The following is a 21,179-nucleotide window of genomic DNA, read 5'->3' as shown; positions in this document are numbered from 1 at the left end:
GTCAACGCAACAAATCGTACATTGTTTGTCGAAGATGTGCGTGATATCGGTCAGATCGTGTATTGGACTAGGGGACGGCGATGGCGGAAACGAGTGATTTCAAAGCAGAGCCACCCGAGGGGATTGACGCTCTCGGGGCATCGAGCGAGGGCGCCTCGCTTTACGAGCAGATAAGGGAGGACATCATCGAGGGACGGCTGGCTGCCAACGAGCGGCTCGTGGTCACCGATCTCGCCCGCCGTCACGGCACCTCGACCAATCCCGTGCGCGAGGCGCTGCAATTGTTGCGCGGCGAGGGCTTCGTCACCTTCGTTCCCAACCGGGGCGCGCGCGTCCGGCCCATAGATCAGGATTTCGTGCGCGATATCTACGAGATCGGCGTTCTCATCGAGCCCGCCCTGACGCGCTGGTTTGTGGGAATGGCGACCGAGGAGGACATCGCCGAACTCGAACGTCTCCAGGGCCTGATCGAAGAGAACAACTTCGCCGACACGTTCAGGCACAGCGAGCTGGATACCGCCTTCCACACCGTGATGTACCAGCGGCACTACAACCGCCATGCCGCCGAGCTCTGGTGGAAGCACCGAGAGGTGCTGCGGGCGGTCAGCCGGCGTTTCAATTTCACGCTTGCCCGCCGCGCCGCGATCATCCGCGAGCACCGCGAGCTCATCGCGCTCGTCAAATCGGGCGAGGCCGACAAGGCGGCCGAACTCATCGCTCGCCATGTCGAGGGCTCCGGCCGGCATGTCCTCGAACACATGCGCGCGCGCAGCGCCGCCCGGGCAGGGTAGCGGACCCGCAACATCGTCAGCCTGGCCATTCAGGGAGGATAGTCCAGATGAAAATCACGAGCATTCGGCCTTGGCTGGTCAAGTCCGACGCTTCCTATTGGGGAGAGTACCTGTTCGTGGAAGTGACGACCGACGAGGGGATCAGCGGCTGGGGCGAGATCACCACCACGACGAAGCTCGCCAACCGCGCGCTCTGCACGATCCTGCGCCAGATCGGGCTTGCCGTGGCAGGCGAGGATCCGGCGCGCATCGAGCATCTGTGGCACAAGGTCTTCCGCAGCTTCACCTATATGGGCAGCCGCGGCGCCGCCGTGGAATGCGTGAGCGCCATCGACATAGCGCTTTGGGATATCCGCGGCAAAGTTCTCGGCAAGCCGATCTATGAGCTGCTGGGCGGGCCGGTGCGCGATGAAATCTCGCTTTACACCCATCCCAACCAGGCCAAATTCACCAGCAAGGAAGCGGTGGTCCGCGAAATTCGCGACATCGTGGAGTCCGGCCACACCGGGCTCAAATTCGATCCGTTCCCGCACCAGGGTCCCAGCGTCGATGGCGTGGCCCGCGAAAGACGGGACGGCTATCTCGACGGCAGCATGACCCGCAAGGACGAGCGCGAAGCTGCCGAGCTCACGGCTCTCATCCGCGAGACGGCGGGGCCCAATGTCGACATCCTCATCGATGCGCATGGCCGCTTTGACGTTCCCACCGCCATCCGCCTGTGCCGCAGCCTCGAGGAGGCCGGCCAGATCGACTGGTTCGAGGAGCCTTGCCCGCCGGAAAGCCTCAACGCGCTTAAGCAGGTGCGCGACAAGGTCAGTGCCCCCATCTCCTGGGGCGAGCGCGGCCACACGAAATGGGATTTCGTGCCGGTGCTCGAGAACAAGCTCGCCGACTACATCATGCCCGACGTCACCTGGACCGGCGGCATCACCGAGCTCAAGAAGATTTCCGCCCTTTGCGAGGCCTATTACATCCCGGTCTCGCCGCATGACGCCGCGGGTCCGATCAATGTGGTCGCGGGAGCGCAGGTGATGATGACCGTTCCCAACTTCTACAAGCTCGAAACGTCGGAGTGGGACCTCTCCAAATACGATCACCTCATCGACAAGCCGCTCGACGTGTCGAACGGCAACCTCAAGCTGACGTCGAAGCCGGGTCTCGGTGTCGAGATGAACCGCGACTATCTGCAGGCCCACGAGATCGAGCTGGGCTAGCACTGTTTAAAGCAGGCCCGGCGGGCGGGGCCACTCCCAGCGGAACGAGGACAAATCATGCCAAAAACGGATGGAGCCGACGAGGCTCTCGATCGCATCAACACGAATTCCAGGCCCTCCGAGCTGCGCATTACCGACATGCGGGTGGCCGAGATCGTCGGCGCGCCCTTCACTTCGGCGCTGCTCAAGATCTACACGAACCAGGGCATCGTCGGGCTCGGCGAGGTGCGCGACGGCGCCAGCGCCACCTTTGCGCTGATGCTGAAGAGCCGGCTGCTCGGCGAGAACCCCTGCGATATCGACCGCCTGTTCCGCCGTATCAAGCAGTTCGGCGGCCATGGGCGGCAGGGCGGCGGCGTCTCGGCGGTCGAGATTGCGCTCTGGGATCTCGCCGGCAAGGCCTATGGCGTGCCGATCTACCAGATGCTCGGCGGCAAGTTTCGCGACCAGGTGCGCGTCTATTGCGATACGGACGCCGAGAAGCCGAGCGGCACCGAGACCGGCAAGCGCCTCAGGGCGCGCATGGAGCGCGGCTTCACCTTCCTCAAGATGGACCTGGGTCTGATGCAGATCGCCCACATTCCGGGCGCCGTGACGGCGCCCGCCGGCGCGCTCGAAGGGTTCCGCGCCAACCCGCGCGGCCGCGGCGGCACGCTCGAGGAGCGCAAGGCCCGCAATCTCGCCTATGATGCGCAGAACGTGCAGCACCCGTTCACGGGCCTGCATTTCACCGAAAAGGGCATCGACCTGCTGGAGCAATATATCCACGAGGTCCGCGAGGTCATCGGCTACGAGATTCCGTTAGCCATCGACCATGTCGGCCACATCTCGCTGCAGGACGGCATCCGCCTGTCGCGCCGTATCGAGAAATACGTGCCGGCATGGCTCGAAGACGTGATCCCCTGGCAGTACACCGAACAGTACCGGCAATTGCAGCAGGCGACGTCGGTGCCGATCTGCACCGGCGAGGATATTTATCTCAAGGAGGGCTTCGAGCCTCTGCTGAGGAGCGGCGGCCTCTCCGTTATCCATCCGGACCTGCTGACCAGCGGCGGCATCCTCGAGACAAAGAAGATCGGCGACATGGCGCAGGATCACGGCGTCGCCATGGCGATCCACATGGCCGAAAGCCCAATCGCGGCGATGGCCGCGGCGCATGTCGCGACCGCGACCGAAAACTTCATGGCGCTCGAATACCACTCCGCCGATGTCGACTGGTGGGATGATATCGTCACGGGCCTCCCCAAGCCGCTCGTCAAGGACGGCTTCATCACCGTGCCCGGCAAGCCGGGGCTGGGGATCGACGACGTCCTCGACGAGGTGATCTCGCAGCATCTGCAGCCCGGTGTCACAGGGATATGGCAATCCACCGAGCATTGGGACAATGAAAATAGCTGGGACCGGACCTGGAGTTAGCCCGGACGCCCCTGCCTTAATCCCCAAGGTCACAGAGCCACCCACCGACCATTCGTGTCGACCTCTCCCACGGGAGAGGCGGAGAAAGAAACGGACGAAACCATGATCTACGAAATGCGCATCTATGACTGCCTGCCGGGCAGGCTGCCGGCTTTGCTCAAGCGCTTTTCCGAGCAAACGCTGGCCATCTGGGAGAGGCATGGCATCCGCCAAGCCGGGTTTTTCACCACGGTGATCGGCGAGAACAACAATCGCCTCACCTATTTCCTCGCCTGGGAATCGTTGGCCGAGCGCGAGGCGAAATGGACGGCTTTCGTCACCGATCCGGTATGGCACAGGGCCCGGGACGAGTCTGAGCGCGACGGGCAGATCGTTGCCAATATCAGCAGCCAGCTGCTCACGCCGACAGCTTTCTCGTCTGTGAAATAGGACTGTGTCATGAAGATCACCGACCTGCGCTGCGCCGTCATCGGCAAGCACCCCATCGTCCGCGTCGTCACCGACGAGGGCCTCTATGGTCTGGGCGAGGTCGAATACACAAAGACCTACCTGAAACCCTTCGTGCTGCATTTCCGCGAGGCGCTGATCGGCGAGGATCCGACCGACGTCGAGCGGGTGATGCTGAAGATCCGCCAGCGCGGCTCGTTCAAGCCCTATGGCGCGGCGGTGAGCGCTATCGAGCACGCGCTGTGGGACATCGCCGGCAAGGCCGCGGGCGTGCCGGTTTACAAGCTGCTTGGCGGCAAGGTGCGTGACAAGGTGCGCGTCTACAACGGCTCGATCCGTCGCAAGCGCACGGGCGACCGACCGGAGGATTATGCCGCCGACGTCAAATGGATGATGGAGCAGCCCCAGAATTTCTTCATGGTCAAGCAGGGCATCTCGTTCCACTCCAACATGAAGGACTCCATTGAGGGCTTCCATTACGGCGTTACGCAGAAGAAGGCCGGCTATCACGGCGCCATGGATCAGGGTGTGATCAGCGAGCGCGGTTTCAATCACATGCTCGACTGCGTGGCGGCGATGAAGGAGGTGCTGGGCGACAAGGTCAGCCTGGCGCTCGACTGCGGGCCGGGCTGGATGCTGCCCGATGCGATCAAATTCGCCCGCGCCGTCGAGAAGTACAATCTGATGTGGCTCGAGGACATGCTGACCGGCGACTATGTGCCCTGGGTCAATCCGCAAGCCTATCGCGAGCTGACCACGTCCACCTCGACGCCGATCCACACCGGCGAGCAGATCTATCTGCGGCACAATTTCAAGGAGTTGATCGAGACGCAAGCGGTGCGGGTCATCGGCCCCGATCCCGCCGATATTGGCGGCATCGCCGAGCTGAAGTGGGTCGCCGAGCACGCCTATATGCACTCGATCCTGATGGCGCCGCACGGCACCGCCAACGGCCTGCTCGGCCTCGGCGCGCTGATCAACGTCTGCGCCACCTTGCCCGCGAACTATATCGCCTTCGAATATCCGAGCGCTTCCGACCCTTGGTGGGAGGACCTTGTCATCGGCCTGCCGAAACAGATCGTGAGGGACAGCATGGTGGACTTGCTGGAGGCGCCGGGGCTCGGCCTCGACATCGACGCCGAGGCGGCGAGAAAATACCTCAAGGAAGAGGATACGGGCTTCTTCGACTGACCTTGTCGCCGCTCGCCTTTGAGCGACAGGCATTGAGCTGACCCGTAAGGATCAGCTCACTGTGTCCGCCAGTCATGCTCTTGCCGGAATCCGAGGACATCGCGCAGCTTCCGGTTTGAGATCGGTCCCTCGAATGCGTCCATGGTCCGAGTGACCGGTATGTCGGGCGCATGCTTCCTGAGGAACTCCGCCGTCGGCAATTCGGACACGATGTTGTCGTTGACGGCGTTGAATATCTGGAAGCCCAAACCGTCCTTCTCGACGCACAGGTCGACGATCTGGCCGAGATCGCGCGCGTCCATATAGGTCCAGGCGTCGCGCCGCCGCTTCGAAGGATCGGCCAGGAATTCCGGAAAGCGGGCATAGTCCTTCGGCTCTACGACGCCGCCGATCCGCAGCGCATAGATGTCGGTTCCCGTGCGGGAGGCGAAAGACCGCGCGATCTTCTCGCCCAGCAATTTGGAAAGGCCGTAGCTGTCGGTCGGATCGGCGTCGTGCTCCTCATCCACCGGGAAGGATGAGAAGTCGCGTTCGCCTTCGGCAAAGCAGATGCCGTAGACCGTTTCGCTGGAGGCCGTGACGATCTTGCGGATGCCGAGCTTGGTGGCGGCTTCGATCACATTGTAGGTCGACTGCACATTGGCGGCAAACATGGCGTTGTCCGGCCGCAGGAATATCCGCGGAAGCGCTGCGAAATGGACGACGGCGTCGACCGGGCCGCGGCCCTTGCCGCCGAAATACTCGCTGAACCCGAAATGCAGCGTCAGCGCATTGTAGGCTTCGCCCGCGTCCGCAAGGTTGGTGATGACGGTATCGACCCCAGGCACATCCAGCGGCGTCAGGTCGAGGTTCAGAACCTGATGCCCGCGTTTCAGCAGATAAGGTATGACGTGCCGGCCGATCTTGCCGCTGCCGCCGGTGAAGACAATCCGCTTGCCCATGGCTTCCTCCGAGCGAATTTGTTTGATCGAGCAGCGAACCGGCCGGTCGTCCGCTATTCAAATATGCCGAAGCCGGGCACGGCATGTTTGTGGACACCGTCCATGTTGAGCTCGACGCCGATGCCTGGCACATCAGGCACCGCGATGTGGCCGTCTTCGACGATGGACTTGGCGCCATTCGGCAGGCGCACGTAACTGTCCCAGGCGTCGCGCTCCTCCAGCGCGTGCCATTCCAGCACGAGGAAGTTCGGAACGCTGGCGCAGACATGGCAGGTCGCCATCGTGCCCAGCGGCGTCGACACCAGATGCGGCGCGAAAGGCACGTAGTACATCTCGGCGAGGTTGGCGATCTTGCGGCTTTCGGCAAGGCCACCGCATTTCGGCACGTCTGGCATGACGACATCGGCGCCGTAGTTCTGGAACAGCTCCCGAAAACCCCAGCGCAAATAGAGGTTTTCGCCGACGCAGATCGGCGTCTTGGTCCGCATGCGGATCTGCTTCAGGGCCTCGACATTTTCCGCGGGGATCGGTTCTTCGAGCCACAGAAGATTGAAGCGCTCCATCTCGGTGGCGATGCGGCTGGCGCTGAGCACGTCATAGCGCGCATGCAGGTCGATGCAGAGATCGACGTCAGGGCCGGCTGCTTCGCGCACCGCCGCGACGCGCTCGATCATCGAACGCAGCTCGGCGCCGTTGATGGTGTGGTTCACCGCATCGAACTTGCCCGGGTGGCGCAGATTGTCGATGTCGAATTTCAGCGCCGTGAAACCTTCCGCAACCATGCGGCGGGCGCGAGCCGCGCATCCCTGCGGCGATCCCGATTCGTCGTCGCCGTCGCCGCAATCGGCATAGAGCCTGATGCGGTCGCGGAACTTGCCCCCGAACATACGGTAAAGCGGCTGGCCGGCGGCTTTTGCCGCCACGTCCCACAGCGCCATTTCGAGCCCGGTGAGGGCGATGAGAAAGATGCCGGCCTGCGCGCCGGAGAAGACATGATCGCGGCGGATCTTGTCCCAGCAATATTCGACATTGCGCGGATCCTGGCCGATCAGTTCCGACTTCAGTTCCGAGATCAGACCGACGATTGCGGCCGCGCCTGCGTCGGGATTGGCCTCGCCATAGCCGGAAATGCCGGCGTCCGTATCGATCCGGATGAGGGTCGCCTTGCCGTGATAGGCCACGACCGCCGTTTTGATGTCCACGATCTTCATCGGATCCCTCTCCCGTGATGGCGCGCGCTCACAAGTGCAGAATTCTGCCCATGGGCCAAACTTGTCTAATAAGCATACAAGAATGACCAATGCGCCGTAAACCCCCTTCGATGGATTTTGCATCTGCGGACGTTCGAAGGTGCCGGTGCTCGTTGTTTTGCTTGGGAAATTCAGAGGCGTGTGCCAAGAATCCCGAAACTCAAACTTCACACTTGTTAGACGAGTATATAAGCGTATAAATTGGGCGACCACAGAGCTATGGCTCATGCGTGTCGCCAATCGGGAGGAACAGGATGCAACAGCGACAGCTCGGATCGTCGCCGGTGAAGGTATCGGAAATCGGCCTCGGGACTTGGGGGATGTCCGGCGCGTTTTGGGGCGCGGCTGACGACGAAGAGTCGATCCGGGTGATCAGACGCGCGCTCGATCTCGGCATCACGCTGATCGACACGGCCGAAGCCTATGGACACGGCCATGCCGAGGAGGTCGTCGGACAGGCGCTGGCCGGCCGCCGCGACAAGGCCGTGATCGCGACCAAGGTCGCGCCCAATCATCTCGAACCCGCCGCGATCGAGGCGGCGCTCGACGGTTCGCTGAAGCGCATGCGGACGGAATATGTCGACGTCTATTTCGTCCACTGGCCGAACTCGGATTTTCCGATCGGGCCGACCATGGAGATGATGGAGCGGCTGCGCGCGTCAGGGCGGATCAAGGCGGTCGGCGTCTCGAATTTCAGCATCGCCGACATGGACAGCGCCCGTCAGCACGGCGTCATCGACGTGCTGCAGCCGCCCTACAACATGCTGTGGCGCGAGGTTGAAGCCGAGACGCTGCCCTATTGCCGCAAGCACAATGTCGGCGTCATGCCATACAGCGGTCTCGCCCAAGGACTGCTCACCGGAACGCTGTCAACGGACACCAAGTTCGTCGAGGGCGATGAGCGGCGCACGACGGTGCTGTTCCAGCCGGGCACCTATGAGCGGGCGGTGAACGCCGTCGACATGCTCAAGCCGATCGCGGCGCGCTACGGCAAGACGGTTCCGCAACTTGCGATACAGTGGCTCACCAGCCGGCCAGGCGTCAGCTCGCCGCTGGTCGGCGCCCGCACCGTCAAGGAACTGGAGGAGAACGTCGAGAGCGCCGGCTGGACGATTTCCGACGCGGACATCGCCGCTATCGACAGGATCACTGCCCCGGTCTGGGCGGAAATCAAGGACAAGGGCGACATGTTCGGTTTCCGTGCACGCCAGCGCCAGGAACAACAAGCGAAGAGAGCATAGTGCACTTCCGTGGGATTGCTCCACGTCAAGCCCTGTCCTCCCGGCACGCTACGGCGCGGCCAGCGCAAATGCTGGCTGCGCCGCTTCTTCAGCGAGGCAGGCCGACCGCGGTGGTCTTCTTGAGGTGCCGGCGCATCGCTTCCTCGGCCCGCTTTTCGTCGCGCGCCACGAGCGCCTCGTAGATAGCCCTGTGCATTTCGGTTGCGGAGGGCAGCGCATGGGGCATCTGGTTGCTGATGCGCCTGCTCGCCATCTGCCACCACCGGGACGAATACATGAAACGGTCGAGGATCCTGTTCTGCGCCGCCCGGCAAATCTCCATGTGGAAATCCAGATCGAGCTTCAGATAGGCGTCGGGATTGTCCTCGCTGGCCGACATCGCCGCCAGCAAAGTGCCAAGGCGTTCGAGATTTTCCTTGGTCATGTGCTTGGCCGCGATGGCGGCGATGGCCGGTTCGATGATGATCCGGGTCGCATGCGCTTCGGCCAGGATCTCGCGCATCTGCTCATGCGGCAGCCAGTCGATGAGCAGTGGGCTGAGATAGTCCCACTCCTCGGCTGGACGCAGCACCACGCGCCGCCCTTGAGCGATCTCGATCATATCGAGCGACGCGAGGATCTTCAGCGCCTCTCGCGCGACCGCGCGCGAGACTCCGAATTCCTGCAGGATCTGCTGTTCCGACGGCCCCTGGGCGCCGGCGACACCGCTGCCGGCGATGCGCCGCGCCAGCACGCCCGCCACCTGCTTGGGCAAAGTTTGAAGCTTGACCTCGACGGTATCCATCACTAACATCCACTTGTCTGATAAGCTTATAGGCTGATAGCTAGATATGCAGTCAACTTATCTCATAAAAACGCTCACTAGCCGATAACACGGCCTGCGGGAAGGGAGCATCGAGCGGTGTCCAGCCGCCGTGCCCCGTTGCCGCCGTCCGAGGTCACGATCGATACGCCTGCTACCGAGCGAGGCGTGTTGGAGCGCAAGTGCCGATCGCCCGGAGGCTCGCAAGCGTCGTTCGGGAACCAATCCACGCAGTCTAGCGGCGGGAGGAGCACGCCGCAGCTGCCGAGGCTGAAAGTCGTCGGCCGTCCCTGGATGGACCGACCAGTCAAACCAGGAGGAGATTGTGATGTCCGGAACCTTATCGAGACGTAAATTCCTTGCCGCGAGCGCGGCAGTGACGGCCGGCTCGCTTGCCGCGCCGTGGGTTGCCAAGGCAGACGCCAAAGAGATCACCGCATTGCTGATCACGGGCGGCCCGCTCTATCCCAAATACTGGGAGAAGATCGTTCAGGACTTCACCGCCAAGACCGGCATCAAGGTTCGCTACGACCTTCTGGAATTCACGCCCCTGACGGCGAAGGTGGTCACGTTGAGCGCGGCGCGGTCGAGCCAGTACGACGTCTACAGTACCCATACGGCGCAGATCGATTCCTACTTCAACCATTTCGCGCCGCTGAACAGCTATTTCAGCGACTCCGAGCTGGCGGACTTCTATCCCGTCGCGGTCAAATACCTGCGCGATCCCAAGACCGGAAATCTGGCGGCGATTCCGCGCAACATGGATGCGCGCGTTCAGTACTACCGCAGCGACATCTATCAGGAAAAAGGCCTGAAGCCGGCCGAAACCTGGGAAGAACTGGTCGATGTCGGTCTGAAACTCACCGGCGACGGTCACTATGGCCTTGTCGTGCCGGGACAGGGCGATCCGGCGCAACGCACCTTCAGCGACCTGCTCTGGCAGGCAGGCGGCGACTGGGTCGACCAGGCCAACAAGCCGGCCTTCAACTCCGAAGCCGGCATAAAGGCGCTCACCTTCTATCGCGATCTGATCCAGAAGCACAAAATCGTGCCGCCCGACGCCGTCGGCTATCAATGGAACGAGAACTCGACCGAATTCTCGTCCGGCACGGTCTATGCCACTTTCGATTGGCCGGGCGCCTTCGCCACCCTTTCCAATCCGGAAACCTCGCGCGTCGTCGGCAAATGGTCGACGGCGCCCTATGTGCGGGACAAGGCGGCGATCTCATGTGCCATCTCGCATGCCATGGCGCTGAATGGCCAGTCCGGACGCAAGGAACCCGCCGTCGCGTTCATCAAATACACGGTCAGCACCGACGCCCAGCGGCTGCAGTTCGATCAGTTCACCAACTTCCCGAGCAGCCAGAGCCTGGCCAAGGAAGTGATCGCCGCGGCCAAGGGCCCCCAGGCGACATGGCTGCAACAGCTCGAGACGACGATCGCCAACGGCAAGGAGTGGCCCAAGCTTGCCGGCTTCTCGAAGGTCTGCACCTTGATGTTCTCGGCCATCGAGCAGGCCCTGTCCGACCAGGCTTCCCCCGCCGACTCGCTTAACCAGGCGGCGACCGAGGCGGAGGACATCATGCGCCGGGCCGGGGCCTACGATTGAGCATGGCGCCCGTTGCGCAGACGCGGGTGTCAGGGCGCCGGCGACGTTCGCCGCTGCCCTACACCTGGCAGAGAGGATACCTGCTGGCCAGCCCGGCGCTTTTCGTCATGCTGGCCATCCTCATCTATCCGCTCGGATACTCCTTCATCATGAGCTTCTTCCGCTGGGACCTCAGCGGATCGGCGCCATTCGTCGGAACGGGAAACTACACCGACGAGCTGTTCGGCCGCCAGTTCAACCAAGCGCTCCGAAACCAGACCATCTTCAGCGTCGTTTCCATCACGATCGAAGTGGTGGCCGGCATGGCGATCGCTGTGCTCGTCAACGGCAAACTGCGCGGCATGCGCCTCGCGCGCACCTTGCTCCTGGTCCCGCCGATGATCGCGCCCGCCGTCGTCGGCCTGAATTTCCGCTGGCTGTTCAACACCCAGTATGGGCTGGTCGACGCGCTGCTGCGCATCTTCAACCTGCCCGACATTCCGTGGCTCACCCATCCGGCCTGGGCGCTCGTCTCGGTGATCGTCGCCGATGTGTGGCAGAACACGCCGCTGATGGTGCTCCTGTTTCTTGCCGGCCTGCAATCCTTGCCGCAGGAGCCGCTCGAGGCGGCCACAGTGGACGGCGCCACGCCATGGCAGCGCTTCTGGCATATCGTGCTGCCGCTGATGCGTCCGGTCATCATGATCGCGCTGATGCTGCGCATCATCGACACGTTCCGCACCTTCGACGTCGTCTGGCTGATGACGCAAGGAGGACCGGGCGGCGCCACTAACCTGCTCACGGTCTATTCCTACCTGCTGGCGTTTCAGGCGGTGGATTTCGGACACGCGGCGGCGGTCTCCTACATCGCGCTGGGCATGTCGCTGTTCGTGCTCGGCCTGCTTTACGGAGTGCCGTGGCTCATCGCGAAACGGAGGGCGATATGACCGAAGCCGTCATCGTCGGCGCACGTTCCATGCCAAAGCGCCGGCGCCGCCGGTTCACGGCGGCGATCGCCGGTCGGTATTTGGCGCTGGTCCTGACCGTCGCGCTCACCGTTTTTCCGCTGGTGTGGCTGTTCCTGACCTCGATCCGCAGCTCGGCCGACATCTTCTCGGTTCCGGTGCACATCATCCCCGAGACCGCGACGCTGACGCAGTATGTCGCGGTCTTCGCCCAGTACGACACGATGGGCTATGTCTGGAACACCGTCATCGTCTCGGTGGCGACGGTCGTCCTCGTCCATCTGCTGGCCATCCCCTGCGCCTATGCGCTGTCGCGCTTCAGGATGCCGGGCGCCATGCTGATCTTCGGGCTGCTTTTGATCATGCGCATGATCCCTGTCATCGCGCTTGCCATCCCGCTCTTCGCCGTGTTCGCAGCCATGGGCCTGCTCGACACCGTCTGGGCGCTGATCCTCAGCCATACCGCGGCCAAGCTGCCGGTCGCCATCTGGCTGCTTCTGGGCTTCATTCAGGATGTGCCGAAGGAGATTGAGGAGGCCGCCCAGTCGGACGGCGCCGGCACCGTGCGCACGCTGGTCCAGATCGTCGCGCCGCTGATTGCGCCGGGCATCGGCGCCAGCGCCGTGATCACCTTCCTCTTCACCTGGAACGACCTCTTGCTCGCCTTGACCCTGACTTCGAGCAAGGCGGCGCAGACGCTGCCCGTCGGGCTCACCAATTTCGTCTCGCAGTATGGCATCGACTGGGGCGCCATGTCGGCCGCCGGCGTGCTCATGGTCATCCCGACCTTGGTGTTCGTCTGGTTCGCCCAGGGGCTGCTGGTCAAAGGCCTGACGACTGGTGCGGTTCGCGGTTGAACGGCTGGAACGATGGTTGAACGCAACTGAGTGACGATCGCTGAGGCTTGCGCCTCAGCGCAGATTGGAGGAACGGAATGCAAGCTGACCAGATACCGGCGATACCGGACATTTCCCGGCCGCCACGAGAACTGGTCGACGCGCTGGCGGCGATCGGTTCGGCGACGCTGGCCAGCGAGCTCTACCACAAGATGGGCATTCGCGACCCGCAGATCCGCGGGCCGCGTCCCTTGCGTTCCGGCAGCACGGCGGCAGGGCCAGCGCTGACGCTCCAGTGCATGCCGAAGCGCGAGGATCTGTACAACGAGACGGAGTATGAGGAGCCTGAGCGGCAACTGCACCGCCACGTGCTTTATCCCACCCAGCCCGGCGACATGGTGGTGGTCGATGCCCGCGGCGATCTGGGCAGCGGCATTTTCGGTGAGATGATGCTGACCTATTTTGCTGGGCGGGGCGGCGCCGGCGTCGTTGTCGACGGCTGCATTCGCGATTCCGCCCAGGCGGCGGCGCTCGATATCGGCATCTGGGTGAGGGGCGTCACGCCGAATTTCCACGCCCAGACCAACATCGTCCCCTTTGCCGTCAACGTTCCGATCGCCTGCTCGAACGTCCTGGTCATCCCGGGCGACATCATCGTCGCCGACGACGATGGCGTTGTCGTCGTGCCGGTCGCCCTTGCCCCCAGATTGGTCGAGCTCGCCGGCGCGCATATCGAGTGGGAGGAGTTTTCGCGCGCGCGGCTCGCGCAAGGAGGAGACCTGCGGAAATACTACCCGTTGAGCCCCGAGGGCGAGGCCGAATACCGCGCATGGCGGCAGGCCCAAGGAAAATGAGCCGCGCCGGTACGGGAGAAGAATAGGTGTCCGCAATCGAGATAGAACAGCTCGGCAAGAGCTTCGGCGCGGTGGAAGTTCTGCGCGACGTCAACATCGAAATCGCCAGCGGCGAGTTCGTGGTCCTTGTCGGTCCGTCGGGCTGCGGCAAGTCAACGCTCCTGCGCATCATCGCGGGACTCGAAGAGCATACGACTGGTGAGATCCGCATCGGCGGGCGCGTCGTCGACGAGATGCCGGCCAAGTCGCGCGACATAGCCATGGTCTTCCAGAGCTACGCGCTCTATCCGCATATGAGCGTGGCCGACAATATGAGCTTCGCGCTTCGGCTGGCCAAGGTTCCCAGGGAGGAGATCGTCTCCAGGGTGAAGGCGGCGGCCGAAATCCTCGGTCTGCAGGACCTGCTCGGCCGCATGCCGCGTCAGCTGTCCGGCGGCCAGCGCCAGCGTGTCGCCATGGGTCGCGCGATCGTGCGCGCGCCCTCGGCCTTCCTGTTCGACGAGCCGCTCAGCAATCTCGACGCCAAGCTGCGCGTGAAGATGCGTGCCGAGATCAAGAAGCTGCACCAGCGGCTCGGCCGCACCAGCATCTACGTCACGCATGACCAGACCGAGGCGATGACGCTCGCCGACCGAATCGTGGTCCTGAACAAGGGCCGCATCGAACAGATCGGCACCCCTTCCGAACTCTACGAGAAACCGGCCAATCTGTTCGTCGCGGGCTTTATCGGCTCCCCGGAAATGAATCTCATCGAAGGTCGCGTCGACAACGGCGCGTTCGAAGCCGGTTCAGGCCTTCGCCTGCCATTGCCCAAAGGTCTGGAGTTCCACGGCGCACAAGAGGTGATTTACGGGATCCGTCCTCAGCACATCATCGTCGGGGGCGATCACGCGAGGGCCAGCGTCCAGGTGGTGGAGCCGACAGGAGAGGCTCAGGAACTGACGTTGAGGACAAGCGGGGTCGAGCTCGTGGCCGAAGTTCGGGATCAGCAGCCGTTCAAGCCCGATCAAGAGGTTGGGTTAGAGGTGATGGTTTCGAAGGTCCACCTATTCGACGCGCGAAGTGGCATGAGGATAAATCAGGACGAACTCGTCAGAGGGTAGGGGGAACTGCTCGCCCGTGGAGCTCGCGTTTAAGCGGCCGAGGCCGCGAATGGGTGCACTCGGCCGGATCGCGCGCGACCAATGGCGACCGAACCAGCTCAGCCGACTGCGCCGGCTGAGCTCGCGTTCCGAGGGTTACAGCCGGCGCCTCAGGCCCGCTTCTCATAATCAATGACGATGCGGCCCTGGATGTCACCCTTGTGCATACGGGAGAAGATGTCGTTGATGTTCTCGAGCTGTTCGGTCTCGATTGTCGCCTTGACCTTGCCGTCCCCCGCAAAGTCCAGCGCTTCCTGCAGGTCGAGCCGTGTCCCGACGATCGAACCGCGGACCGTCACGCCGTTGAGCACGGTATCGAAGATCGACAGCGGGAAATCGCCTGGCGGCAAACCGTTGAGCGACACCGTTCCTCCGCGGCCGACCATTCCGAGCGCCTGCTCGAAGGCTTTCGGCGACACGGCGGTGACAAGAACCCCCTGGGCGCCGCCGACCTCCTTCTTGACGAAGGCGGCGGGATCGGCCTGGCGGGCGTTGACGGCCAGCGCGGCACCGAGGCGTTTGGCGAGGTCGAGCTTCGCATCGTCGATGTCGACCGCAATGACGTTCAGCCCCATCGCCTTCGCGTATTGAACCGCCAGGTGGCCGAGCCCGCCGATACCCGAGATCACCACCCATTCGCCAGGCTTGGTATCCGTGACCTTGAGGCCCTTGTAGACGGTGACGCCCGCGCACAGGATCGGCGCGATCTCCGTGAATGATATGTTGCCCGGCAGATGGCCGACATAATCGGGATCGGCAAGGACGTATTCGGCAAAGCTGCCGTTCACCGAATAACCGGTGTTCTGCTGCTCCTCGCAAAGCGTCTCCCATCCGCCGAGGCAATGTCTGCAGTGGCCGCAGGCGGTATAGAGCCAGGGCACGCCGACGCGATCGCCTTCCTTGACGTGCTTGACGCCTGATCCAACGGCCACGACATGCCCGACACCCTCATGGCCGGGAATGAAGGGCGGCTTAGGCTTCACCGGCCAATCGCCTTCGGCGGCGTGCAGATCGGTGTGGCACACGCCCGTGGCCGCGATCTTGACGAGGATCTGGCCTGCTCCGGGCGTTGGCACCTGAACCTCTTCGATCACGAGCGGCTTGCCGAACTGGCGAACGACGGCTGCTTTCATAGTCTTGGGCATGGAATACTCCTGGGTTGTGAGTGGGTCCTATTTCAGGAACTGGCGGAAGCGCCGCAGCGAGAACGCAAACAGGAGCGTGCTGATGACCAGCAGCGCCGCGAGCTGCGGCCACACGACATCGAGGCCCGCGCCGCGGAACAGCACCGCCTGTGCCAGCATGACGAAATGTGTGTTGGGCGCGGTGAACATGATGGCCTGGATGGCCATGGGCATGCTCTCGCGCGGCGTGACGCCGCCGGACAGCACCTGCAGGGGCAGGAGCACCATCATCAGCAGCAGGCCGAATTGCGGCATGGAGCCGGCGACGGTGGCAAGGAATATCCCCAGGCAGGTCATGGCGACGATGTCGAGCGCCGCGCCCACCATGAATAGCGCGATCGATCCGTTGATGGGGACCGACAGCAGCCCCTGGATGACGACGACGAGTGCAAGGCCGGACGCCACGAGCACGACAATGCCCATCGACCAGATCTTGCTCGTCATGATCTCGAATGCGGTGACCGGCATCACCAGAAGATGCTCGATCGTCCCGTGCTCGCGCTCGCGGATCAGCGCTGCGCCGGTGAGCACGATAGACAGCATCGTGATCGAGGAGATGGCATTGGTGATGGCGCCGAACCAACCCTTGTTGAGTTCAGGGTTGAAGCGCGCCCGCAGGTCGAGGTCGACGGGCAGGGAGGCCTTGGAACGATAGCGGTCGAGGAATTCGTTCACTTCTCCCGAAACGATCGACTGGATGTAGCCTCCGCCGGTAAAGGCCTGCGACATCCGGGTGGCGTCGATGTTGAGCTGGACCGCCGGCGAGCGGCCGGCCAGCAGATCGCGCTGGAAGTTCGGCGGAATATCCAGCGCGAAAGTATCCATGCCTGAATCCATGCGGCTGTCCATCTCCGGCTGGGAGATGAGCAAAGGCGCGGTGAAGTAGGGCGGATAAAATGCCGTGACGACGCGCGACGAGACCGGCGACTGATCCTCATCGACGATGGCGATCGGAGCGTGATTGAGCGTCTCGGGCATCGCCTTCGAGGCGGTGTAGATGGCGGCGGTGAAGGCATAGACGATCAGCACGAGCATCATCGGGTCCCGCATGAGACCGCGCAGTTCCTTTATGCCGAGATTGTATATGTTGGCGATGCGCATCAGCGGGCCTGTTTTTTCAAGAATGCCGCTCCAAGGCCGAGCAGCACCGGGATGGCGACGAGCATCGGCACGAACGCGCCGGACAGGTCGGCAAAGCTGAGCGCCTTGGAAAAGACGCCGCGCGAGATCGTCACGAAATAGGTGGTCGGATAGATCCGGCCGACGAATGCGCCGACGCCCAGGAGCGACGACACCGGGTCGATCATGCCCGAATATTGGGTGGCGGGGATCATGGTGATCAGCGCGGTTCCGAAGATCGCCGCGATCTGGCTGCTCATGAAGGTCGACAGGAAAAGCCCCATGGCCGTCGTGGCCGTGACATAGACAAGGGCGGCGGCGGCGAAAGCCGGAAGGCTGCCGGTCAGCGGCACACCGAAGAGGAAGACGGCGAAGCCCGTCAGCAGCACGAAGTTGAGCATCGCGAGGGCGACATAGGGAATCTGCTTGCCGATCAGGAACTCCAGCCGGGTGACGGGCGTGACGTAGAAATTGATGATGGAGCCGAGCTCCTTCTCCCGCACCACGCTGAGCACGGCCAGCATTGCCGGGATCGCCAACAGAAGCATCGGGATAACCGCCGGAACGATGGCATCGAGACTGCGGACGTCGGGATTGTAGCGGTAGCGGATGTCGAGCTGGAAGGCGCTGGCGGTGGCGGCGTCGCCATAGAGTTCACGCGCCTTCCGCGTCAGCCAGCCGGCATGCATTCCCGAAACATAGCCTTGCACGGTTTCGGCCCTGTAGGCATAGCGCCGTCGATCCAGGCGCCGATCGTGACGTCGCGGCCGCGCGCGAGGTCGCGCCCGAAGCCGGGCGGGATTTCGATTGCGAGGCTGAGTTCCCCGTCCTCCATGCGCCGGTCGAGATCGGCATAGTCGATGATCGGCGCCTTCTCGGTGAAATAGCGCGAGCCGGCGATCTGCAGCACATAGTCCCGGCTGATCGTCGTGTCGTCGTGATCGAGGACGGCGAAGGAGAGGTTTTCGACGTCCATGTTGATGCCGTAGCCGACGACGAACATCAGGATGAGGCTGCCGACGGTCGCCAGCGTGGCCCGGATCGGATCGCGCAAGAGTTCAAGCGCCTCGCGCCGCGTGTAGGCGAACATGCGGCGCAAATCGAAGGAACGGCCTGTGCCGCTCCTGCCGGGGCGACTGGCCTGCGCTTCCTGGACCGGCATCGTCCCGGCCGTCATGCTCGGCGTTTCTGCCTGCTTGCCTGTCGCCTCCTCGAGATATCCGACGAAGGCTTCCTCCAGCGTTGCCGCCGACCGGCTTTTGACGATCGCGGCCGGCGTGTCGCTGACCAGGACCTTGCCGGCATGCATGAGCGAGATGCGGTCGCAGCGTTCCGCCTCGTTCATGAAATGCGTGGACACGAAGATCGTCACGTTCCGCTTGCGCGAGAGGTCGGCAAGAATCCGCCAGAACCCGTCGCGGGCAACCGGGTCGACGCCGGAGGTCGGCTCGTCGAGGATCAGTATCTCCGGAGAATGGATCATCGCCACAGCCAGCGACAGCCGCTGGCGGATGCCGAGCGGCAGCGCTTCGGGCAGCGTGTCGACATTGTCGGCGAGGCCGAATTGCTGCGCGACCTCCTCGACCCGGGGCGGGATCGCCGCATCGGCCATGCCGAAGAGGCGGGCATGGAGCTCGAGATTCTGCCGGACCGTCAGCTCAGAATAGAGCGAGAATCCTTGCGACATGTAGCCGACGCGCCGCCGCACCTCGATGTCGCGGGGGTCGATCTCGCGCCCGAACAGCCGTGCCTTGCCCTCGGACGGCTCGAGCAGCCCGGTCAGCATCTTCATCGTGGTCGTCTTGCCGCAGCCGTTCGATCCGAGGAAGCCGAAGATCTCGCCGCGGCCAATGCGGAAGCTCGCGTCGTCGACGGCGGTGAAATCGCCGAAGCGCATGGTGAGGTGTTCGGCCTCGATGGCAGGTTCGCTGTCGGCGCCGGCGGGCCGCGGAGGGATCACCACAGGCTCGTGGCTGTCCCGCTTCTCCGGCGGGAGAAGGGCTATGAAGGCGGCGTCCAGGTCGGGCGCGCCGGTTCTTTCGAGCAGGTCGGCCGGGGTTCCGGAGGCGAGCACGCGGCCCGCGTCCATGGCCACCAGCCAGTCGAAGCGCGCGGCCTCTTCCATATAGGCCGTGGCGATGATGACGCTCATGCCCTCGCGACCCTTGCGGATTTCGCCGATCAGTTCCCAGAACTGGCGGCGCGACAACGGATCGACGCCGGTGGTCGGCTCGTCCAGGATCAGGAGGTCCGGATCGTGGATGAGGGCGCAGCACAGGCCAAGCTTCTGCTTCATGCCGCCCGAAAGCTTGCCGGCCTGCCGCTCGGCGAAAGGCGCCAGCCCCGTTCGCTTCAGAAGCTCGCCGATGCGGCGCTCGCGCTCGCGCCGATCATGCCCGAACAGGCGGCCGAAGAAATCGATGTTGTCGAAGACCGACAGCGTCGGATAGAGGTTCTTGCCCAGGCCTTGTGGCATATAGGCGATCCTGGGGTAGGCGCTCTGCCGGTGGCCGAGATCGGCCATGTCGCCGCCCAGCACCTCGACATGCCCCTGCTGGATCGTCCGTGCTCCGGCAATCAGGGAAAGCAGGCTGGATTTGCCGACGCCGTCCGGCCCGATCAGGCCGACCATGCGGCCGGCCGGGAAATCGAGCGTTACGGCATCGAGAGCCCTGACCTTTCCGTAAGCGTGGCCGACATTCTCCAGCCGCGCCACGTAGCTTGACGGAAGGCCCGCGCCGGCGTCCGGCCGCGCATTCATTGCACGAGCTTTCCCTTGAGGCTCGCCGGCCATGAGGCCTGCGGATCGAGCCGCACATAGGCCACGCCGGGCAGGCCGGTTTTCACCTGCTGGATATATTTGCGGAGCAGCTCCGGTGCGATGTGCGCCTTGATCCGGAACATGAGTTTCAGGCGCTCCTCCTCCGTTTCGACCGTCTTGGGCGTGAACTGCGCGACGTCCGCGACGAAGGTCACCTTGGCGGGGATGATGTATTGCGGCGCCGCGTCGAGCACGAGACGCACATCGGAGCCGATCGCGACGCGCCCGGCCTGAGCGGTCGACAGGAAGAAGGTCATGTAGACATCGCCGAGGTCGACGAGGTTGAGCACGCGCCCGCCGCCCGCCAGCACCTCTCCGGGCTCCGCCACGCGGAACTGGATGCGCCCGTCGCGCGGCGACGCCAGCGTGGCGTCGCCGATATCGGCGTCGATGCTTTCGATCGCGGCCTGCGCCGCGTCGACCGTGGACTTGGCATCGACCACCTGCGCCCGCGCGGCGTTGATGGCCGCTTCACTGGCGGCGAGTTGGGCCTGCGCGGCGGCGACGGCGGCTTTCGCGCTCTGCTCGGCCGCGCGGTCGTTGTCCAGGACCTGCTGGGAGACGGTGTTGTTGACCGCAAGCTGCTGCGAGCGCGCCAGGGTCCGATCGGCGGCGTCGAGCTCGGCTTCGCGCTGCGCGACGACAGCGCCGGCCGCCGTCTTTTCAGCCTCGCGCTGCGTCACCAGGCTGCCAGCGGTCTCGACCCCGATGGTGGCGCGCTGAAACTGCGCCTCGGCCTGGCGGCGCTGCGCCTCGAGCTGCGCGGTATCCATGTGGGCAAGCACCTGGCCGGCCTTGACGAAATCGCCTTCGCCGACAAGGATTTCCTTGATCCGCCCCGCCGCCTTCGTCGAGACGTCGATCTCGACCGCCTCGATGCGGCCGTTGCCGCTGGCGATGCCTTCCGGCAGCTGCCCGTCCTTGGAACGCTGCCACGCATAGTAGCCGGCTGCTCCGATGGCGATCAGGGCGCCGAGGATCAGCCATCGCGGGGAAACCTTCATAGCCGGCCTCCGGTGTTGCGCGATACGTCAGGTTCGGCTGGCGCCAAAAGCGCCCCCTCGAGATGGACTGGCGCCGGAGACAGCGGCCCCGAAGCGGAGAAGGGAAGGAACCTTGCCGAGGCAATTTCCCGCCGCCAGGCGCCGATCTGTTCGGCACTTAAGGTAATGCCGTCCATGTCAGGGGAACTCCGTTCAGGTTGCCAAGTTGGCGCGACCAAAACAGAGACCGGCTGCGGCGACCTTGATCGATGTCAATTCTGGGAGAAGGGGTCGCTGTGAGCGTCGGGACCAGGGCCTGAACGTTCGCCGGGCTTCTGATCGGTCAATGCATTATGGCGAGGACGATACCGTGCCGACGCGGTCGAGAGGAGCT

17 protein-coding genes and 1 pseudogene are annotated in these 21,179 nt (G+C 63.7%); 11 read left to right on the top strand and 7 right to left on the bottom strand.

The window, feature by feature from the left end:
• Positions 1-80 precede the first annotated feature (80 nt).
• The 5 genes from EJ072_RS04580 (at position 81) to EJ072_RS04560 (ending at position 5,059) form a co-directional block, all read left to right on the top strand.
• Positions 81-791 (top strand): GntR family transcriptional regulator, encoded by a 711-nt coding sequence (locus EJ072_RS04580; protein ID WP_042638774.1) that lies wholly within the window; start codon positions 81-83, stop codon positions 789-791.
• Between the two features lie 47 nt (positions 792-838).
• Positions 839-2,005 carry a mandelate racemase/muconate lactonizing enzyme family protein gene (locus EJ072_RS04575; protein WP_126078758.1) on the top strand — a complete coding sequence of 389 codons (1,167 nt, stop codon included), beginning with the start codon at positions 839-841 and terminating at the stop codon, positions 2,003-2,005.
• Between the two features lie 57 nt (positions 2,006-2,062).
• Positions 2,063-3,421, top strand: a complete 1,359-nt coding sequence (locus tag EJ072_RS04570; RefSeq protein WP_126078757.1) for a mandelate racemase/muconate lactonizing enzyme family protein — start codon at positions 2,063-2,065, stop codon at positions 3,419-3,421.
• A 102-nt stretch (positions 3,422-3,523) separates the two neighbouring features.
• Entirely contained in the window at positions 3,524-3,850 is a 327-nt protein-coding gene (locus EJ072_RS04565) for an NIPSNAP family protein (protein WP_126078756.1), read from the top strand.
• 9 nt (positions 3,851-3,859) lie between these two features.
• Positions 3,860-5,059 carry a mandelate racemase/muconate lactonizing enzyme family protein gene (locus tag EJ072_RS04560; protein WP_126078755.1) on the top strand — a complete coding sequence of 400 codons (1,200 nt, stop codon included), beginning with the start codon at positions 3,860-3,862 and terminating at the stop codon, positions 5,057-5,059.
• Between the two features lie 56 nt (positions 5,060-5,115).
• Here EJ072_RS04560 and EJ072_RS04555 read toward each other — a convergent pair whose 3' ends face one another.
• Both EJ072_RS04555 and EJ072_RS04550 read right to left on the bottom strand, forming a co-directional pair.
• Complete coding sequence (locus EJ072_RS04555; RefSeq protein WP_126078754.1) at positions 5,116-6,000, bottom strand: NAD(P)-dependent oxidoreductase; 885 nt, start codon at positions 5,998-6,000, stop codon at positions 5,116-5,118.
• A gap of 53 nt (positions 6,001-6,053) precedes the next feature.
• On the bottom strand, positions 6,054-7,211 hold the full coding sequence (locus tag EJ072_RS04550; RefSeq protein WP_126078753.1) for a mandelate racemase/muconate lactonizing enzyme family protein: 1,158 nt from the start codon (positions 7,209-7,211) through the stop codon (positions 6,054-6,056).
• Positions 7,212-7,504: 293 nt separating this feature from the next.
• Between EJ072_RS04550 and EJ072_RS04545 the strand changes: the two genes are divergently transcribed.
• Positions 7,505-8,491, top strand: a complete 987-nt coding sequence (locus EJ072_RS04545) for an aldo/keto reductase (protein ID WP_126078752.1) — start codon at positions 7,505-7,507, stop codon at positions 8,489-8,491.
• An 88-nt stretch (positions 8,492-8,579) separates the two neighbouring features.
• On the opposite strand, the gene EJ072_RS04540 is transcribed toward EJ072_RS04545, so the two are convergent.
• Positions 8,580-9,275 carry an FCD domain-containing protein gene (locus EJ072_RS04540; RefSeq protein ID WP_042638970.1) on the bottom strand — a complete coding sequence of 232 codons (696 nt, stop codon included), beginning with the start codon at positions 9,273-9,275 and terminating at the stop codon, positions 8,580-8,582.
• A gap of 346 nt (positions 9,276-9,621) precedes the next feature.
• Here EJ072_RS04540 and EJ072_RS04535 point away from each other — a divergent pair, with 346 nt between their 5' ends.
• The 5 genes from EJ072_RS04535 to ugpC all read left to right on the top strand — a co-directional run bounded on the left by EJ072_RS04535 (position 9,622) and on the right by ugpC (position 14,639).
• Complete coding sequence (locus EJ072_RS04535) at positions 9,622-10,902, top strand: sugar ABC transporter substrate-binding protein (protein WP_126078751.1); 1,281 nt, start codon at positions 9,622-9,624, stop codon at positions 10,900-10,902.
• A 2-nt stretch (positions 10,903-10,904) separates the two neighbouring features.
• Positions 10,905-11,828 carry a sugar ABC transporter permease gene (locus EJ072_RS04530; RefSeq protein WP_126078750.1) on the top strand — a complete coding sequence of 308 codons (924 nt, stop codon included), beginning with the start codon at positions 10,905-10,907 and terminating at the stop codon, positions 11,826-11,828.
• On the top strand, positions 11,825-12,703 hold the full coding sequence (locus tag EJ072_RS04525; protein ID WP_126078749.1) for a carbohydrate ABC transporter permease: 879 nt from the start codon (positions 11,825-11,827) through the stop codon (positions 12,701-12,703). Before EJ072_RS04530 ends, EJ072_RS04525 begins: the two co-directional genes overlap by 4 nt.
• A gap of 92 nt (positions 12,704-12,795) precedes the next feature.
• Complete coding sequence (locus EJ072_RS04520) at positions 12,796-13,536, top strand: ribonuclease activity regulator RraA (protein WP_189343333.1); 741 nt, start codon at positions 12,796-12,798, stop codon at positions 13,534-13,536.
• Between the two features lie 26 nt (positions 13,537-13,562).
• Positions 13,563-14,639 carry a sn-glycerol-3-phosphate ABC transporter ATP-binding protein UgpC gene (gene ugpC, locus EJ072_RS04515; RefSeq protein WP_126078747.1) on the top strand — a complete coding sequence of 359 codons (1,077 nt, stop codon included), beginning with the start codon at positions 13,563-13,565 and terminating at the stop codon, positions 14,637-14,639.
• Between the two features lie 149 nt (positions 14,640-14,788).
• On the opposite strand, the gene adhP is transcribed toward ugpC, so the two are convergent.
• The 4 genes and pseudogenes from adhP to EJ072_RS04495 all read right to left on the bottom strand — a co-directional run bounded on the left by adhP (position 14,789) and on the right by EJ072_RS04495 (position 20,806).
• Positions 14,789-15,823, bottom strand: coding sequence for an alcohol dehydrogenase AdhP (gene adhP, locus EJ072_RS04510; RefSeq protein ID WP_126078746.1), 1,035 nt, complete (start codon positions 15,821-15,823; stop codon positions 14,789-14,791).
• A gap of 27 nt (positions 15,824-15,850) precedes the next feature.
• Positions 15,851-16,963 carry an ABC transporter permease gene (locus tag EJ072_RS04505; protein ID WP_126078745.1) on the bottom strand — a complete coding sequence of 371 codons (1,113 nt, stop codon included), beginning with the start codon at positions 16,961-16,963 and terminating at the stop codon, positions 15,851-15,853.
• A pseudogene (gene rbbA, locus EJ072_RS04500) lies at positions 16,963-19,742 on the bottom strand (ribosome-associated ATPase/putative transporter RbbA). Before rbbA ends, EJ072_RS04505 begins: the two are co-directional and overlap by 1 nt.
• Positions 19,739-20,806, bottom strand: a complete 1,068-nt coding sequence (locus EJ072_RS04495) for an HlyD family efflux transporter periplasmic adaptor subunit (RefSeq protein ID WP_126078744.1) — start codon at positions 20,804-20,806, stop codon at positions 19,739-19,741. Before EJ072_RS04495 ends, rbbA begins: the two are co-directional and overlap by 4 nt.
• Between the last annotated feature and the right edge of the window lie 373 nt (positions 20,807-21,179).

The sequence above is a fragment of the Mesorhizobium sp. M2A.F.Ca.ET.046.03.2.1 genome (genome assembly GCF_003952425.1).
In the GTDB taxonomy this organism is placed as follows: domain Bacteria; phylum Pseudomonadota; class Alphaproteobacteria; order Rhizobiales; family Rhizobiaceae; genus Mesorhizobium.
Note: the sequence above shows the minus strand (reverse complement) of the source record. Positions and strands in the feature narration are given on the sequence as shown.